Below are 15,915 nucleotides of genomic sequence, written 5' to 3'. Positions count from 1 at the left end.
GCACGCGCGCGGGCGCGGCCGCGCCGACCGGGCGGCGAAGGCCCGGCCGGAGCGACGGTGCGCGGCGGACGTTGGTGGTCATGGGCGGGAGGTCAGCCTCTCCCGTGCCGCAGCGCCGGGTGGGCGCCCGCGGCGACGAGATCGGCCACGGCGGCCTTCGGGTCGCGGCCGGTGACCAGGGACTCGCCGACGAGGACGGCGTCGGCGCCGGCGTTGGCATACGCGATCAGGTCGTGCGGGCCGCGGATACCGGATTCGGCGATCTTGACGATGCCCGCGGGGATCTCGGGGGCGACCCGTTCGAAGGTGGAACGGTCGACCTTGAGTGTCCTGAGGTCGCGGGCATTGACGCCGATGATCTTGGCTCCGGCGTCCACGGCGCGCTCGACCTCGTCCTCGTCATGGACCTCGACGAGCGGGGTGAGGCCGATCGACTCGGCACGCTCGATCAGGGAGACGAGAGCCTCCTGGTCGAGTGCGGCAACGATCAGCAGGACCAGGTCGGCGCCGTACGCACGGGCCTCCCACAGCTGGTACGACGTGACGATGAAGTCCTTGCGGAGCAGCGGGATGTCCACCCGCGCCCGCACGGCTTCCAGGTCCGCGAGCGAGCCGCCGAAGCGGCGCTGTTCGGTGAGGACGGAGATGACGGCCGCGCCGCCCGCCTCGTAGTCGGCGGCGAGTCCGGCAGGATCGGCGATCGCGGCGAGCGCGCCCTTGGAGGGGCTGGAGCGCTTCACCTCGCAGATGACCTTGACCCCGTCACCGCGCAGCGCGGCGACGCCGTCCTTGGCCTGGGGCGCCTTGGCGGCACGCTCCTTGAGCTCGTCGAGGCTGACCCGCGCCTGCCGCTCTGCGAGGTCGGCGCGCACGCCTTCGATGATCTCGTCGAGCACACTCACGCGAGCGGCCCCCTTCCGGGAGGTTGATGGTGGATCACTGTCAGCAATCTCGATGGTATCCGTAGGAGGGCGAAGGCCCCGCATCCGGTTGACGGGCGTCCCACTACCTGGAACCGCTTGCTGCGGGTCATGGCGCGAGGAACGCCCCGAACGGAAGATTCCGTACGACGGTGAAGACCAGCACAATCCCCCCGAGTCCCCACCACCAGACGGGTCGGACGGCGATCCGCAGCGGCTGCGCCCGGGTGGCGCGGACGAGCCAGACGAGCCACACGACGGCGAAGACTCCGTAACCGACGGTGGCGACGGCGTTGGCGCCTAGGGCTGCGCCGAGGTCGCCGGTGATGAAGGCGTGGGCGCTGCGCAGACCGCCGCAGCCGGGGCAGAGGACCCCGGTGAGCCGCAGCAGGGGGCAGACCGGATAGTGCCCGGGCTCGTTGGGGTCCACGGTGCCGACGTACGCGAAGGCGGCGGCGACCGCGGCCATGGTGCCCACCGGCGAGGCCAGCCGCCGCAGGAGCGGCGCGGGACGGGGAGCGGCCCCCGGTACGCCCTGAGCGGTCACCGGCCCCGGCACCGCGCCGTGCGCAGCGATGGGCGCGGCGGCGAGCGCGGGGTGCGTCGCGGGCCCCGGTACGGAGGGCTCGCCCGGACCGGGGGCGGCGGCAGGAATGACATCCACCACACGATTGTCCCCCGGGCATGCGGAGAGGCGCAGCCCGGGCCCGCAGGACTGCGCCTCTCGGAGCGCTCGGATGCCTTCGGAGGTCCCGGGGGACCCCAGGGAAACCCGTGGCGTCAGGAGGCCGCCGTGGCCTCGGCCGGCACGCGCTGCGCGACCGGGGCGGGCGCCTGGACCCGGATGACCTGCTGCTTCGGCATCCCGAGACCCGCGGCCCTCATCAGACCGCCGACGACACCGCCGAGCAGCGTCACGGCCATTCCGGCCCAGAAGCCGAGCGGATTGGCCGCCACCAAGAAGACTCCCGCGATGCAGAAGCCGATGAAGCTGATGGTGACACCGGTCCAGGCGGCCGGGGTGTGTCCGTGGCTGCTGCCCGCCATGAGTTGCTCCTCGTTCGTCTTGCACTGTGGGGTGAGCGGGACGCTCGTACCCTATTGTCCCGTACGCGAGGGGGTGTCGGGACGTGGGGGTCGTCACTGATCGCGAGTGGGGTCCTCGCCTCGGTCGAGGGCCTTCCACAGGTCCTCGGGCCGGTCCGGATCGGTCGCCGGGGCCGCCTTGCGCGGGCTCCCGCCCTCACGTTCGTAGCGGCCCGACATCGCGGGCCAGGAGGCGCCGTAGCGCAGGGCCAGCAGTCCGGCCAGCAGGATCAGCAGTCCGGCTGCGGCGGTGACGAACGGCCAGGCGGTGTGCGTGAGCGAGTCCACCGCGGCGGCACTGTCCCCCGTGGCCCGCCGTGCCTGCTCGTCGAGGGCCGCGGTCCCGGAGACGCTGCCGTAGGCGGCGATCGCCGCGCCGGCACCGCTGAGGGTGAGCAGGACGGCGACCAGCAGCCGGGGCTTGCCGCGGACGGCGAAGACGGCGACGAGGGCGGCCAGGCCGACGACGGCGAGGGCGGCGGGGACACCGGTGACATCACGACCGCTGGCCTCCAGGGACACACTGCTGCCGAGGACCGCAGCCGTGCCCTCGGCCCAGATCTGCCCGGAGGCGAGCAGCACCACGGCGGCGCCGACGGCGCCGAGCAGCAGGGCGGCGGCGAGGCTGCGCCGGCTGCCTGCGGCGGCCGGGGCGCTCTCGGTACGGGGCTGGGGTACGGGTACAGCAGTCACGTACCCCACTATCCCTCACCCGTTCAGTTGCCGTTCAGCCGGTTCGCCGTGTGCACGGCCCGCAGTACCGCGGCCGCCTTGTTGCGGCACTCGGTGTCCTCGGCGACCGGGTCCGAGTCGGCGACGATCCCGGCGCCGGCCTGCACATACGCGGTGCCGTCACGCAGCAGGGCCGTACGGATGGCGATGGCGGTGTCGGAGTCGCCCGCGAAGTCGAGGTAGCCGACACAGCCGCCGTACAGTCCGCGCCGCGACGGCTCCAGCTCCTCGATGATCTGCATCGCCCGGGGCTTCGGGGCGCCGGAGAGCGTACCGGCGGGGAAGCAGGCGGTCAGGACGTCGAAGGCGGTACGGCCTTCGGCGACGTTGCCGGTCACGGTCGAGACGATGTGCATGACGTGCGAGTACCGCTCGATGGACATGAAGTCGACCACCTCGACGGAGCCCGGCTCGCAGACCCGGCCCAGGTCGTTGCGGCCGAGGTCGACGAGCATGAGGTGCTCGGCGCGCTCCTTCGGGTCGGCGAGCAGTTCCTCGGCGAGGTCGTGATCCTCCTGCGGGGTGGCGCCGCGCGGCCGGGTGCCGGCGATGGGGTGCAGCATGGCGCGCCCGTCCTCGACCTTGACCAGGGCCTCCGGGCTGGAGCCGACGACGTCGAAGCCCTCGAAGCGGAGCAGGTACATGTACGGGCTCGGGTTGGTGGCCCGCAGTACCCGGTAGACGTCCAGGGCGCTCGCCTCGCACGGCGTCTCGAAGCGCTGCGAGGGCACGACCTGGAAGGCCTCGCCCGCGCGGATGCGCTCCTTGATGTCCTCGACGGCCTCCTGGAACTGCACGCCGCCCCACAGCGGCGCCGTGTACGGGGGCAGCTCGGACGGCGGCAGGGCGTGCGGCTCGTACGCGGCGGGCCGGGAGAGGTCGGCCTCCATGGCGTCGAGGCGGGCGACGGCGTCCGCGTACGCCTCGTCGACGCCCGTGTCCAGGTCGTTGTGGTTGATCGCGTTGGCGATCAGCAGGACGGTGCCGGCCCAGTGGTCCAGGACGGCGAGGTCCGAGGTGAGCAGCATGGTCAGCTCGGGCAGCTCGAGGTCGTCCCGGCCGTGCTCGCCGATCCTCTCCAGCCTGCGGACGATGTCGTAGCCGAGGTAGCCGACCATGCCGCCGGTGAAGGGCGGCATCCCCGAGGCCAGGTCACGCGGGGTGTGCAGGGCGTCGACGGTGGCGCGCAGCGCCGTCAGCGGGTCCCCGTCGACCGGGACGCCGACGGGCGGGGTGCCGAGCCAATGGGCCTCACCGTCGCGGGTGGTGAGGGTGGCGGCGGACCGTACGCCGACGAAGGAGTAGCGGGACCAGGAGCGCCCGTTCTCGGCGGATTCGAGGAGGAAGGTGCCCGGCCGCTCCGCCGCGAGCTTGCGGTAGAGGCCCACCGGCGTGTCGCCGTCGGCGAGGAGGCGCCGGCTGACGGGGATGACGCGGCGGTCGGCCGCCAGCTTGCGGAAGGTCTCGAGATCCATGGCGTACGACCCTACTGGCCGAGCGGCAGCACGTCGGCGTCGAAGCAGGTACGGGCGCCGGTGTGGCAGGCGGCGCCGATCTGGTCCACCTTGACGAGGACGGTGTCGGCGTCGCAGTCGAGTGCGACCGACTTGACGTGCTGGACGTGGCCGGACGTGTCGCCCTTGACCCAGTACTCCCGACGGCTGCGGGACCAGTAGGTCGCGCGGCCGGTGGTGAGGGTGCGGTGCAGTGCCTCGTCGTCCATCCAGCCGAGCATGAGCACCTCACCGGTGTCGTACTGCTGGGCGATGGCCGGAACCAGGCCGTCGGGGCTGCGCTTGAGGCGGCCGGCGATGGCGGGGTCGAGTGCGCTGGAGCTGCTGCGCGTGCTGGGCGTGCCTGTCATGGGGTCATTGTGCCGCTTCGGCGCCGTCCGTCCGGCGGTACGTCCACTGGGCGGACTCGGGTCGACGGCCGTAGGCTGGCGAGCATGTCGACCCATGCCAAGCGTGAACGGCTCCTGCTCGCCGACCTGTTGGAGGCTGCGGGACCGGATGCCCCCACCCTGTGCGAGGGGTGGAACACCCGCGATCTGGCGGCGCACGTCGTGGTGCGCGAGCGTCGCCCCGAGGCGGCCGGAATCGTGCTGAGCCCGCTGAGGGCCAGGCTGGAGCGGGTGCAGGCCGAGTACGCGGCGAAGCCGTACGAGGAGCTGATCCAGCTGATCCGTACAGGCCCGCCGCGGATGTCTCCGTTCTCGATCAAGCCGGTCGACGAGGGGGCGAACACGGTCGAGTTCTATGTGCACGCCGAGGACGTGCGGCGGGCGCAGCCCGACTGGACGCCGCGGGAGCTGGACCCGGTCTTCGCGGACACGCTGTGGACGCGGCTGGAGCGGGGGGCCAGGCTGCTGGGCCGGAGGTCTCCGGTGGGGCTGGTGCTGCGCCGCCCGGACGGGCAGACGGCGGTGGCGCACCGGGGCGCACCGGTGGTGACGGTGACCGGGGAGCCGGGTGAGCTGACGCTGTTCTCCTTCGGGCGGCAGGACGCGGCGAAGGTGGAGATCGAGGGCGACAAGGACGCGGTCGACCGGGTCGGCAGGGCTCAGCTCGGGATGGGCTGAGCCGCGGGCCGATCCACGGTCCCGGGTCCCGGCTCTCAGGTTCCGCCGGGGGCCGGGTGTCCCGGGGCGAGGGCCGTGGCGATCCGGTTCATGATCACCTGAGCGGCATTGCCTTCCGGCGTGCCCTTGGTCTTGGTGGTCGCGACCGCGATGGCGAGGCGTTCGGCGGGGAGATAGGCCTGCACGGCGGCGTAGCCCGAGAACGACGGGTTCGTCATGATCCAGTCGTTCTGCACGATGACACCGACGCCGAAGTGCTTGGCCGCGGTGTTCTTCAGGCAGACCGTGGCCGGGCAGGTCTTCGTACCGCCACCGAGCCCGACCGTGCCGGGGTCGAGCTGGGTCCGGAACGCGGCCGGTGACAGCAGCTCGCCCGAGCCGACGCCCTCCGCGGAGCGGGCCAGGTCGCAGATGTGGGAGGTGACGACGGCGCCGGGCGCGGTCGTCCACGACGGGTTCCAGAACGTGGACTCCTCGTAGGGTCCCCGTTCCGAGGTGAAGGCGTGCAGGACCGGCTGCGGGATCTCGGGGGTGGTGCTGTTGCGGGTGTCGTCCAGCCCGAGGGGGCCCATGACGCGCTGCTCCAGCAGCCGGTCGAGCGGGATTCCGGCGATCTTCTCCAGCGCGGCGCCGAGGAGCACGAAGTTGGCGTGGGAGTAGTTCCAGCTCGTGCCCGGCTCGTACCAGAGCGGGTGCGCGGCCGGGTAGGCCACCAGTTCCTCGGGCGTCCACTGGCGGAAGGGGGCCGCCTCCAGCGCGGCGAGGAACTTCGGGTCGGTGACGTAGTCGTGGAGTCCCGAGGTGGAGTCGCCGAGCATGCGCAGGGTGATCTTGTCGGCGTGAGGGGCGTCGGGCAGCCAGCGGGACACCGGGTCGTCGAGACGCGCCTTCTTCTCGTCCACCAGCTGCAGCAGCGTGATGCCCATGTACACGATGGCGATCGAGCCGGCGCGGAAGTGCATACCGGGCTGCGCGGGAACGCCGGTCATCGATTCGCCCAGCGCCGTCGTGAGGACTTCCTCGCCGCCCTTCGTGACGCGCAGCACGACCGAGTTGAGGTGCAGTTCGGTCCTGGCCTGCTGGGCGAGGTTCACGACCTCACGGGCGGGGCCGCCCCTGGGCGGCGGGGAGCTGACGCACGGTGGGCCGCTCCCGGCCTCGCCCGGAGCGGCGGCGGTGCCCGCGACGGCCGTTGCCTGGAGGCTCGCCGCGACGAGCGTCGCGGCGCAGAGGAGTGGGGCCACGCGTGTGCGCCTCATCGCCTCATTGTCGGCGAACAACCCCGGCACGGCCACGCCGGAGCGATCCGGCTCCGGTGTCAGCCCGCGGAGGCCCAGCGTGGCGGAGCCCCGCACAGCGGCGCCCCGGCCGCGAGGTACCGCGCCCAGGTCGCTCGTGTGTCGGGATCACCGGATCGGTCGGCAGCTTCAGGACGAGGGCGGCGTGCAGCCGGGCCCACGGTCCGGACGATACGACCGCGACGGCCGGCCCGAAGCGCAGCGCCGGACCGTCCACCGCGCGGGCGACGCCCACGTTGTGCCGGTCCTCGCACCGGTAGGGGCGGGCCCTAAGACGAGCAGCACGGGCACGGCGCACCGCGCGCAGTGCCGCCGCAGCGCGGCACCGCGCTCGTGCCGGATCCCCGGACACCGGTCCGCGGGTCCGGCCGAGCCGGCGGTCCCAGGAACTCACCGCCCGGTCACCGGACGGGGTGTCCCGCCTCCCGCAAGGTCTCCTTGACCTCGGCGATCCGCAGATCGCCGAAGTGGAACACGGACGCCGCCAGCACCGCGTCCGCGCCCGCCGCGATGGCCGGTGCGAAGTCGGCAAGTCTGCCCGCGCCGCCGGAGGCGATCACCGGGACCGTGACGTGCTTGCGGACGGCCGCGATCATCTCGGTGTCGTAGCCGTCCTTGGTGCCGTCGGCGTCCATCGAGTTGAGCAGGATCTCGCCGGCCCCCAGTTCGGCGGCCCGGTGCGCCCACTCGACGGCGTCGATGCCGGTACCGCGGCGGCCTCCGTGCGTGGTCACCTCGAAGGAACCGGAGGGAGTGCGGCGGGCGTCCACCGACAGGACCAGCACCTGGCGGCCGAAGCGTTCGGCGATCTCACGGATCAGCTCGGGGCGGTCGATGGCGGCGGTGTTGACGCCGACCTTGTCGGCACCGGCCCGCAGCAGCCTGTCGACGTCGTCGGCCGAGCGGACGCCGCCGCCGACCGTGAGCGGGATGAAGACCTGCTCGGCGGTGCGGCGCACCACGTCGTACGTCGTCTCGCGGTCGCCGGAGGACGCCGTGATGTCGAGGAAGGTCAGCTCGTCGGCGCCCTCGGCGTCGTACAGCTTGGCCATCTCGACCGGGTCGCCCGCGTCCCGCAGATTCTGGAAGTTGACTCCCTTGACCACCCGTCCGTTGTCCACGTCCAGGCAGGGGATGACTCGGACCGCGAGGGTCATGACTGCGGACCTCCGCTCTCTCCGGCCGGCCGGTACGCCTCGACCTCGACCTCCACGACCAGCCGCGGGTCGGCGAGTCCGGCGACGACGACCAGCGACGCGGCGGGGCGGACGGCGTCGAACAGCTCCTTGTGGGCGCGGCCGACCTCCTCGATGTCCCGGGCGTGCGTGATGTACATCCGGGTGCGCACCACGTGCTCGGCGCCGAGGCCGAGCTCCTTCAGCGCTCCGAGGGCGACGTTGAAGGAGTTGACCGTCTGGTCGTAGGGGCCGCCGTCGGCGAAAGCGCCGTCGATCATCGACGTGCAACCGGAGACGAGAACCAGGCCGTTCGGCAGCTCCACCGCGCGGGAGCAGGCGAAGGCCTCCTCCCCGGGTCCGCCGGAGGTGATGCGGCGTACATCTGTCATCGGGAGACTGCCTCCAGGGCCTCTTCCAGCGTGAACGCCTTGGCGTAGAGCGCCTTGCCGACGATCGCGCCCTCGACACCCTCGGGGACCAGCGAGGCGAGCGCGCGCAGGTCGTCGAGCGAGGAGACGCCGCCGGAGGCGACGACGGGCTTGTCGGTGGCGGCGCAGACATTGCGCAGCAGCTCCAGGTTGGGGCCCTGGAGGGTGCCGTCCTTGGCGATGTCGGTGACGACGTAGCGGGCGCAGCCCTCGGAGTCGAGACGGGCCAGCGTCTCGTAGAGGTCGCCGCCGTCGCGGGTCCAGCCGCGGCCGCGCAGGGTCGTGCCGCGTACGTCGAGGCCGACCGCGATCCGGTCACCGTGCTCGGCGATGACCTTGGCGACCCACTCGGGGGTCTCCAGGGCCGCGGTGCCGAGGTTGACGCGGGTGCAGCCGGTGGCGAGGGCGGCGGCGAGCGTCTCGTCGTCGCGGATGCCGCCGGAGAGCTCGACCTTGATGTCCATGGCCCCGCTGACCTCGGCGATGAGCTCACGGTTGTCACCGGTGCCGAAGGCCGCGTCCAGGTCGACCAGGTGCAGCCATTCGGCGCCCGCGCGCTGCCAGGTGAGGGCGGCCTCCAGCGGGGAGCCGTACGACGTCTCCGTACCGGACTCGCCGTGGACGAGGCGGACGGCCTGGCCGTCGCGGACGTCGACGGCGGGGAGGAGTTCAAGCTTCTGAGCCATGATCAGAGGGTCTCGATCCAGTTGGTGAGGAGCTGGGCGCCGGCGTCGCCGGACTTCTCGGGGTGGAACTGGGTCGCCCACAGGGCGCCGTTCTCGACGGCCGCGACGAACGGCTCGCCGTGGGTCGCCCAGGTGACCTTCGGAGCCCGCATCGCGGGATTGGTGATCTCGAGGGACCAGTCGTGCACGGCGTACGAGTGCACGAAGTAGAAGCGTGCGTCGGGGTCGAGACCGGCGAACAGCTCACTGTCCTCGGGCGCCTCGACGGTGTTCCAGCCCATGTGGGGCACGACCGGGGCCTTGAGCGGTGCGACCGTGCCGGGCCACTCGTCGAGGCCGTCCGTCTCCACGCCGTGCTCGATGCCGCGGGCGAAGAGGATCTGCATACCGACGCAGATGCCCATGACCGGGCGGCCGCCGGAGAGCCTGCGGTCGACGATCCAGTGCCCGCGGGCCTCCTGGAGGCCGGTCATGCAGGCCGAGAAGGCGCCGACGCCGGGGACGAGGAGCCCGTCGGCGTTCATCGCCCTGTCGAAGTCGCGGGTGATCTCGACGTCCGCGCCGACCCGGGCGACGGCTCGCTCGGCCGACCGGACGTTGCCGAAGCCGTAGTCGAAGACGACGACCTTCTTGCGCGCGCTCATGACCACACGTCCAGGCGCAGAACGCCCGCGGCGAGGCACATCGCGGCGCCGACGGAGAGCAGCGCGATCAGGCCCTTGGGCAGCTGCTGCTTGGCGAACGAGATGATGCCGCCGATCAGGAAGAGCCCGACGACGATCAGAACCGTGGAAAGACCGTTCACGACTAGAGGGCGCCCTTCGTGGAGGGAAGGATTCCGGCAGCGCGCGGGTCGCGCTCGGAGGCGTAGCGCAGGGCTCGGGCCAGCGCCTTGAACTGGCACTCCACGATGTGGTGGGCGTTGCGCCCGTACGGCACGTGGACGTGCAGCGCGATCTGCGCCTGGGCGACGAAGGACTCCAGGATGTGCCGGGTCATCGTCGTGTCGTACGCGCCGATCATCGGCGCCATGTTCTCGGGCTCGGTGTGCACGAGGTAGGGGCGGCCGGACAGGTCCACGGTCACCTGGGCGAGCGACTCGTCCAGCGGGACGGTGCAGTTGCCGAACCGGTAGATCCCCACCTTGTCGCCGAGGGCCTGCTTGTAGGCGGCGCCCAGCGCGAGGGCGGTGTCCTCGATGGTGTGGTGGCTGTCGATGTGCAGATCGCCGTCGGTCTTGACCGTGAGGTCGAACAGGCCGTGGCGGCCGAGCTGGTCGAGCATGTGGTCGTAGAAACCGACCCCTGTCGACACATCGACCTTTCCGGTGCCGTCGAGGTTGATCTCGACGACGACCGAGGTCTCCTTCGTGGTGCGCTCGACCCGTCCTACGCGGCTCATGAGCTCTGCTCCTTCTTCAGTGCGCGAACCGCATCGAGGAACGCGTCGTTCTCTGCGGGCGTGCCGGCGGTGACCCGCAGCCACCCCGGTACGCCGTTGTCACGGACGAGGACGCCCCGGTCGAGGATCTTCTGCCACATCCCGTGGGTGTCCTCGAAGCGTCCGAACTGGACGAAGTTGGCGTCGGATTCCGTCACTTCGTAACCGATGGCGCGCAGCTCGGCGACCAGCCGGTCCCGCTCCTCCTTGAGCTGCTCGACGTACCCCAGCAGCGTGTCGGTGTGCTCCAGGGCGGCGAGCGCCGTGGCCTGGGTGACGGCGGAGAGGTGGTACGGCAGCCGGACGAGCTGGACGGCGTCGACCACGGCCGGGTGCGCGGCGAGATAGCCGAGACGCAGTCCGGCCGCGCCGAAGGCCTTGGACATGGTGCGCGAGACGACGAGATTCGGCCGACCCTCGATCAGCGGCAGCAGCGAGGGGCGGTGGCTGAACTCGACGTACGCCTCGTCGACGACCACGAGCGACGGCTTCGCCTTCTGGGCCGCCTCGTGGAGCGCGAGCACGGTCCCGGCGTCGACCGCCGTGCCCGTCGGGTTGTTCGGCGAGGTGATGAAGACGACGTCGGGCCGGTGCTCGGCGATGGCGCGCGCGGCCGCCGCCACATCGATGGTGAAGTCGCCGTTGCGGGGGCCCGAGATCCAGCCCGTGCCGGTGCCGCGGGCGATCAGTCCGTGCATCGAGTACGAGGGCTCGAAGCCGATGGCCGTGCGCCCCGGGCCGCCGAAGGTCTGCAGCAGCTGCTGGATGACCTCGTTGGAGCCGTTGGCCGCCCAGACGTTGGCGAGGCCGACCGGGTGCTCCCCGGTGCGCGTGAGGTACTTCGCGAGCTCGGTGCGGAGCTCGACGGCGTCCCGGTCGGGGTAGCGGTTGAGGCCGCGCGCGGCTTCCCTGACCCGTTCGGCGATGCGCTCGACGATCGGCTCGGGCAGCGGGTAGGGGTTCTCGTTGGTGTTCAGCTGTACGGGCACGTCGAGCTGGGGCGCGCCGTACGGGGACTTGCCGCGCAGCTCGTCGCGGATGGGGAGATCGTCGATGCCGGTCACTTGCTGTCGGGCACCTTCCTCCCCCACTGCGCCTCGCGCGCGGGGGTACCCCCGAACCTTGCCTTGAGCGCGGCTCCGTGCGCCGGGAGGTCCTCCGCCTCCGCCAGGGTCACCACGTGGTGCGTGACCTCGGCGAGTGCGTCGCGCGTGTAGTCCACGATGTGGACGCCGCGCAGGAAGGACTGGACGGAGAGGCCGGAGGAGTGGCAGGCGCAACCGCCGGTGGGCAGCACGTGGTTGGAGCCCGCGCAGTAGTCGCCCAGGGAGACGGGCGACCAGGGGCCGACGAAGATCGCGCCCGCGTTGCGGACCCGGTCGGCGACGGCCGCGGCGTCGGCGGTCTGGATCTCCAGGTGCTCGGCGCCGTACGCGTCGACGACGCGCAGGCCCTCGTCGATGCCGTCGACGAGGACGATCGCGGACTGCTTTCCGGAGAGCGCCGGGACGATCCGGTCCTCGACGTGCTTGGTCGCGGCGATCTGCGGTTCCAGCTCGCGCTCGACCGCGTCGGCGAGCTCGGGCGAGTCGGTGACCAGGACGGCCGCGGCCAGCGGGTCGTGCTCGGCCTGGCTGATCAGGTCGGCGGCGACGTGGGCCGGGTCGGCGGTGGCGTCGGCGAGGACCGCGATCTCGGTCGGGCCGGCCTCGGTGTCGATGCCGATGCGGCCGGTGAAGTAGCGCTTGGCGGCGGCGACCCACACGTTGCCGGGGCCGGTGACCATGTTGGCGGGGGCGCACCCGTCGGGTCCGGAGGTCCCGTACGCGAACATCGCGACGGCCTGGGCGCCTCCGACCGCGTACACCTCGTCGACGCCGAGCAGCGCACAGGCGGCGAGGATCGTCGGGTGCGGCAGGCCGCCGAACTCCCTCTGCGGCGGGGACGCGAGCGCGATGGACTCGACGCCCGCCTCCTGCGCCGGTACGGCGTTCATGATCACGGACGAGGGGTAGACGGAACGCCCGCCCGGCGCGTACAGCCCGACGCGCTCGACGGGAATCCACTTCTCGGTCACGGTGCCGCCGGGCACGACCTGTGTGGTGTGCGTCTCGCGGCGCTGCGCACGGTGGACGATCCTGGCGCGCCGGATCGACTCCTCGAGCGCTGCCCTGACCTCGGGGTCCAGCTGCTCCAACGCCTCCGCGACGGCCTTCGCGGGCACCCTCACCCGCTCCAGTGCGACGCCGTCGAACTTCTCCGCGTACTCGATCAGCGCCGCCGTGCCGCGATGATGCACGTCCTCGCAGATCGGCCGCACCTTCTCCAGGGCGGCCTCCACGTCGAAATCGGCGCGGGGAAGCAGGTCGCGCAGGGCGCCACCCTCCGGGAGGGCGTCGCCACGCAGGTCGATTCGAGCCAGGGAAATTGATCGCAGCACGGGTCAATTCTCGCAGACGCGCTTCGAGGACCGGTCGTCCGTATCACTGGCTGATACGTGTCCCACAACTCATCCATGACCACTAGCGTTCAGTCCGTCACGCATGGGGAAGAACGGTTGTACGAAACCGGGGAAGCGAGGGGGCGGCCTTGACCGAGCCGCAGGGCATGGACATGCCCGACGACCTGACCACGGCGGAACACACCCTGTGGACATCGTTCGAGAACGGCACCACCTGCGACCTGCGTGACCGCGATCTCCTGCGGAACGATCCCTTCTCCGCCGGGACCTGGGGCCCCGAGCGCAGCGTCCGCGCCGATGTGATCGCGATGCTGCTGCTCAGCGGCCCGCCCGCACACCCGGGCCGGGTGTGCGCGCTGAAGCTGCGCGGCGCGTTCATCACGGGGAGACTGATGCTCGCGGGCGGAACCGTCGCACCGTACGTCGAGCTGACCGGCTGCCGCTTCGAACATGAGATCGCGCTCCCCGAGGCCCGGTTCACCACCCTGCGCATGGTCGGCTGCCTGATCCCGCGGCTGGAGGCCGCCCGGCTGCACACGGAGGGCGATCTGCATCTGCCGCGCTGCCGGGTCGAGCGCGGGATGCGGCTCACCGACGCGCAGATAGGCACGGATCTGCTGATCAATCAGATCCAGGTGCGGGCGGACCGGCGGGGCCGTGCGATCGCCGCGGACGGGCTGTCCGTGGCGCAGGACCTCCAGGCGGAGCTGATCGAGACATACGGCGAGGTCAGCCTGCGCGGCGCCAAGGTCGGCGTGTCGCTGAGCCTGCGCGGCAGCCGGCTGCGGGCGGCGGAGGGGCGGCGCGCGCTCAACGCCCCGCAGCTGACCGTGGAGCGCACGCTGTACATGACGTACGCCTGGGTGAACGTGGCGGGCAACCAGGGCGCCACTCCCCCGTTCGGCATCGCCGACGCCGTCGGCGGCCGGGCACCCGGCGCGCAAGAGCAGCGCTTCGAGTGCCACGGCGGGGTGCGGCTGGACGACGGACGGTTCGGCGACGCCGTCGACTTCCACAAGGCCCGCTTCGTCCTGTCGGACGCCCGCCGGGAGGAACTGTCGCTGCGCAGGATCGTCACGCCGGAACTGCGCTTCAACGGGGAGCGGCCGGACGAGGGCCGTGTCGTGCTCAACGGCGCCAAGGTCGTCACGCTCATCGATCTGTCGACGAGCTGGCCGGGCCCCGGCGGGCTCGCGATGGGCGGCTTCGCGTACGAGAACCTCGTCCCGTACAGCCGTTTCCCGCTCGCACGCCGGCTGGAGTGGGTCGCCGCGGCCACTCCGGAGTACGCGCCGGAGCCGTACGAACGGCTGGCGACGGTGCTGCGCAACAGCGGCGAGGACGCCGACGCGCGCGAGGTGCTGCTCGCCAAGCAGCGCCGGCGCCGGGAGACCCTGCCGCTGGCCGCGAAGCTCTGGGGCTATCTGCAGGACTGGACGGTGGCCTACGGCTACCGGCCCGGGCGGGCCGCGCTGTGGATGGCGATCCTGTGGGCGGCGGGAGCGGTGGCGTTCTCCCGCTTCGAGCCCGCGGCGATCAAGCCGGACGAGCACCCGCAGTGGAACGCGTCCCTGTTCGCCCTGGATCTGCTCCTTCCCGTGATCAACCTCGGCCAGGACGGCTACTGGCGCCTGGAGGGCCGCTGGCAGTGGGCCGCTGCGGCGCTGATCCTGCTCGGCTGGATCCTCGCGACGACGGTGGCGGCGGGGGCGTCGAGGCTGCTGAGGAGAGGCTGAGGAACGGGTGACAGGGCCGCGGAACGGGTGACGGGACCGGAGCGAGGCGTGGCACGGCCGAGCAAGGCCGTGGCGGGGGCCGGGAGAGGGTGGCGCGGGCTGAAAGAAGGGTGACGTGTGCGCCGGAACACGCGCTCCTTTGCCCTTTCTTGACCTTCCGCAGGACAACCATTCCACCTGCTACCAAAACTTCACAGATGCCCCCTGGCGCGGCCCCCACCTGCGGCTTTCAATGGTCCGCACCATGTCTCTGCTCCGCGCCCTGATCAGCACCGCCCGCATGGTCCGGCACACCCCGCGGCTCGCCGACGGGCTGTCCCCGGACGACGCGGTTCTGCTCGACGCGCCCGATGAGCGGCTCGGGCCCGCGCTCGTCTCAGCCGCGCTCGGCGATCACGAGTCGGCGGCCAAGGTGCTCGCCGTCACGCGCGAGGCGGCCGAGTGGGAGAACCGCGACCGCTACGTCATGCGGCTCGCGGCGTTCGCGTACCACCGCGGCGACTGGCTGGCCGGCTGGCTCGCCGCCGCACCCCGCGATCCGGACGCCCTGCTGGTGAAGGCCGAACTGGAAGTGCGCAGGGCATGGAGCTCACCCGCGCGCGCCGAGCTGCTCCGCGAGGTCGGGCCCCTGATCGACGCGGCGGCCGCGGCGACACCACAGGACCCGGTGCCGTGGCGGATCGCGCTCGACCACGCGCGCGCCACCCATGCCACGCACACCGCGTTCGAGTTGCTGTGGGAACAGGCCGTGCGCCGCGCCTCGCACCACTACGGCTGTCATGTGGCGGCGCTCCAGTACCTCTCCGCCGTCTGGTACGGCTCGCACCGCGAGTGCTTCGACTTCGCCGAGCGCGCAGCCGAGGACGCGCTCCCGGGTTCGCTGGTGCAGGCGCTGCCCGTGCGGGCGGCGTTCGCGCTGCTGCTGACCGGGGACCCCACCGCCGTACAGGCCGACCGGATCGACGCGGCAGCCGATCTGGCGATCGCACTGTCCGCCGAGTACGGGGCGGGCGACCCGTGGCCGTCGGAGGTCCGCAATCTGCTGGTGTACGTGCTGATCGCGCGGGGCCGCTGGGCGGAGGCGCTGGAGCAGTTCCGGCTGATCGGTCCGCACGCGACGTCGTTCCCGTGGACCTGCGTGACGGACGATCCGCTGGGTCAGTTCCTGGAGGCGCGTGACGGCGTACGGATCGAGGTGGCCTCGACGACGCCGCTCCGGCGGGCGGCACCGCAGGCGGCCCGGCCGGCCCGGACCGCCCGCCTTTCGGGGGCGCGGGACACATCCGGCACCACCGGCCCGGCGGGCCCTCTCGGTCCGATCCGCAGACAGGCAGGACAGAGCCCGTCCGGCGGCCATTACGCTTAGCCG

18 protein-coding genes are annotated in these 15,915 nt (G+C 72.1%); 3 read left to right on the top strand and 15 right to left on the bottom strand.

From position 1 onward, the window contains the following. Positions 1 to 92: 92 nt before the first annotated feature. The 6 genes from trpC to hisI all read right to left on the bottom strand — a co-directional run bounded on the left by trpC (position 93) and on the right by hisI (position 4,602). Positions 93 to 902, bottom strand: coding sequence for an indole-3-glycerol phosphate synthase TrpC (trpC, locus tag ABT078_RS17320; protein ID WP_351228478.1), 810 nt, complete (start codon positions 900 to 902; stop codon positions 93 to 95). Positions 903 to 1,029: 127 nt separating this feature from the next. After that, complete coding sequence (locus ABT078_RS17315; protein WP_502981237.1) at positions 1,030 to 1,575, bottom strand: DUF2752 domain-containing protein; 546 nt, start codon at positions 1,573 to 1,575, stop codon at positions 1,030 to 1,032. A gap of 125 nt (positions 1,576 to 1,700) precedes the next feature. Continuing rightward, entirely contained in the window at positions 1,701 to 1,967 is a 267-nt protein-coding gene (locus ABT078_RS17310) for an HGxxPAAW family protein (protein ID WP_351228477.1), read from the bottom strand. A 93-nt stretch (positions 1,968 to 2,060) separates the two neighbouring features. Next, on the bottom strand, positions 2,061 to 2,708 hold the full coding sequence (locus ABT078_RS17305; protein WP_351228475.1) for a TIGR02234 family membrane protein: 648 nt from the start codon (positions 2,706 to 2,708) through the stop codon (positions 2,061 to 2,063). A gap of 14 nt (positions 2,709 to 2,722) precedes the next feature. Beyond that, the gene (locus ABT078_RS17300) at positions 2,723 to 4,213 is read right to left on the bottom strand and encodes an anthranilate synthase component I (RefSeq protein WP_351228473.1); all 1,491 of its coding nucleotides are present in this window, start codon (positions 4,211 to 4,213) and stop codon (positions 2,723 to 2,725) included. Positions 4,214 to 4,224: 11 nt separating this feature from the next. Further along, a complete protein-coding gene (hisI, locus tag ABT078_RS17295; RefSeq protein ID WP_351228471.1) occupies positions 4,225 to 4,602 on the bottom strand; it encodes a phosphoribosyl-AMP cyclohydrolase in 378 nt (125 codons plus the stop codon). A gap of 84 nt (positions 4,603 to 4,686) precedes the next feature. Between hisI and ABT078_RS17290 the strand changes: the two genes are divergently transcribed. Continuing rightward, positions 4,687 to 5,319 carry a TIGR03085 family metal-binding protein gene (locus tag ABT078_RS17290; RefSeq protein ID WP_351228469.1) on the top strand — a complete coding sequence of 211 codons (633 nt, stop codon included), beginning with the start codon at positions 4,687 to 4,689 and terminating at the stop codon, positions 5,317 to 5,319. Between the two features lie 35 nt (positions 5,320 to 5,354). Here ABT078_RS17290 and ABT078_RS17285 read toward each other — a convergent pair whose 3' ends face one another. From ABT078_RS17285 to hisD, 9 genes are all read right to left on the bottom strand, one after another. Beyond that, a complete protein-coding gene (locus tag ABT078_RS17285) occupies positions 5,355 to 6,578 on the bottom strand; it encodes a serine hydrolase domain-containing protein (protein WP_351228467.1) in 1,224 nt (407 codons plus the stop codon). A gap of 440 nt (positions 6,579 to 7,018) precedes the next feature. Next, complete coding sequence (hisF, locus tag ABT078_RS17280; protein ID WP_351228465.1) at positions 7,019 to 7,774, bottom strand: imidazole glycerol phosphate synthase subunit HisF; 756 nt, start codon at positions 7,772 to 7,774, stop codon at positions 7,019 to 7,021. Next, entirely contained in the window at positions 7,771 to 8,184 is a 414-nt protein-coding gene (locus ABT078_RS17275; RefSeq protein ID WP_351228463.1) for a Rid family hydrolase, read from the bottom strand. Before ABT078_RS17275 ends, hisF begins: the two co-directional genes overlap by 4 nt. After that, positions 8,181 to 8,909 (bottom strand): bifunctional 1-(5-phosphoribosyl)-5-((5-phosphoribosylamino)methylideneamino)imidazole-4-carboxamide isomerase/phosphoribosylanthranilate isomerase PriA, encoded by a 729-nt coding sequence (priA, locus tag ABT078_RS17270; protein WP_351228461.1) that lies wholly within the window; start codon positions 8,907 to 8,909, stop codon positions 8,181 to 8,183. The genes ABT078_RS17275 and priA overlap by 4 nt, the downstream gene beginning before the upstream one ends. 2 nt (positions 8,910 to 8,911) lie before the next feature. Next, complete coding sequence (gene hisH, locus ABT078_RS17265; RefSeq protein WP_351228459.1) at positions 8,912 to 9,553, bottom strand: imidazole glycerol phosphate synthase subunit HisH; 642 nt, start codon at positions 9,551 to 9,553, stop codon at positions 8,912 to 8,914. Continuing rightward, the gene (locus tag ABT078_RS17260; protein WP_351228457.1) at positions 9,550 to 9,714 is read right to left on the bottom strand and encodes a CG2302 family histidine operon protein; all 165 of its coding nucleotides are present in this window, start codon (positions 9,712 to 9,714) and stop codon (positions 9,550 to 9,552) included. Before ABT078_RS17260 ends, hisH begins: the two co-directional genes overlap by 4 nt. Positions 9,715 to 9,716: 2 nt before the next feature. Continuing rightward, on the bottom strand, positions 9,717 to 10,310 hold the full coding sequence (gene hisB, locus ABT078_RS17255; RefSeq protein ID WP_351228455.1) for an imidazoleglycerol-phosphate dehydratase HisB: 594 nt from the start codon (positions 10,308 to 10,310) through the stop codon (positions 9,717 to 9,719). Continuing rightward, complete coding sequence (locus ABT078_RS17250) at positions 10,307 to 11,413, bottom strand: histidinol-phosphate transaminase (protein WP_351228453.1); 1,107 nt, start codon at positions 11,411 to 11,413, stop codon at positions 10,307 to 10,309. Before ABT078_RS17250 ends, hisB begins: the two co-directional genes overlap by 4 nt. Continuing rightward, positions 11,410 to 12,786, bottom strand: coding sequence for a histidinol dehydrogenase (gene hisD, locus ABT078_RS17245; protein WP_351228494.1), 1,377 nt, complete (start codon positions 12,784 to 12,786; stop codon positions 11,410 to 11,412). The genes ABT078_RS17250 and hisD overlap by 4 nt, the downstream gene beginning before the upstream one ends. 152 nt (positions 12,787 to 12,938) lie before the next feature. On the opposite strand from hisD, the gene ABT078_RS17240 reads away from it, so the two are divergent. Together ABT078_RS17240 and ABT078_RS17235 are read left to right on the top strand one after the other, a co-directional pair. Further along, positions 12,939 to 14,546: an oxidoreductase gene (locus tag ABT078_RS17240; protein WP_351228451.1), complete on the top strand. Its 1,608-nt coding sequence runs from the start codon at positions 12,939 to 12,941 to the stop codon at positions 14,544 to 14,546. Between the two features lie 232 nt (positions 14,547 to 14,778). Continuing rightward, positions 14,779 to 15,912: a hypothetical protein gene (locus tag ABT078_RS17235; RefSeq protein ID WP_351228449.1), complete on the top strand. Its 1,134-nt coding sequence runs from the start codon at positions 14,779 to 14,781 to the stop codon at positions 15,910 to 15,912. The last annotated feature ends 3 nt before the right edge of the window (positions 15,913 to 15,915 follow it).

Source organism: Streptomyces sp. NPDC002133, assembly GCF_040296405.1.
GTDB lineage: Bacteria > Actinomycetota > Actinomycetes > Streptomycetales > Streptomycetaceae > Streptomyces.
The sequence above is the reverse complement of the archived record's forward strand: the minus strand, read 5'-3'. Positions and strand labels throughout refer to the sequence as shown.

Coding starts and splice junctions, on each gene's coding strand:
- ABT078_RS17310 (WP_351228477.1), bottom strand. CDS start 1,967: ATGGCGGGCAGCAGCCACGGACACACCCCGGCCGCCTGGACCGGTGTC.
- ABT078_RS17300 (WP_351228473.1), bottom strand. CDS start 4,213: ATGGATCTCGAGACCTTCCGCAAGCTGGCGGCCGACCGCCGCGTCATC.
- hisI (WP_351228471.1), bottom strand. CDS start 4,602: ATGACAGGCACGCCCAGCACGCGCAGCAGCTCCAGCGCACTCGACCCC.
- ABT078_RS17290 (WP_351228469.1), top strand. CDS start 4,687: ATGTCGACCCATGCCAAGCGTGAACGGCTCCTGCTCGCCGACCTGTTG.
- ABT078_RS17285 (WP_351228467.1), bottom strand. CDS start 6,578: ATGAGGCGCACACGCGTGGCCCCACTCCTCTGCGCCGCGACGCTCGTC.
- hisF (WP_351228465.1), bottom strand. CDS start 7,774: ATGACCCTCGCGGTCCGAGTCATCCCCTGCCTGGACGTGGACAACGGA.
- ABT078_RS17275 (WP_351228463.1), bottom strand. CDS start 8,184: ATGACAGATGTACGCCGCATCACCTCCGGCGGACCCGGGGAGGAGGCC.
- priA (WP_351228461.1), bottom strand. CDS start 8,909: ATGGCTCAGAAGCTTGAACTCCTCCCCGCCGTCGACGTCCGCGACGGC.
- hisH (WP_351228459.1), bottom strand. CDS start 9,553: ATGAGCGCGCGCAAGAAGGTCGTCGTCTTCGACTACGGCTTCGGCAAC.
- hisB (WP_351228455.1), bottom strand. CDS start 10,310: ATGAGCCGCGTAGGACGGGTCGAGCGCACCACGAAGGAGACCTCGGTC.
- ABT078_RS17235 (WP_351228449.1), top strand. CDS start 14,779: ATGGTCCGCACCATGTCTCTGCTCCGCGCCCTGATCAGCACCGCCCGC.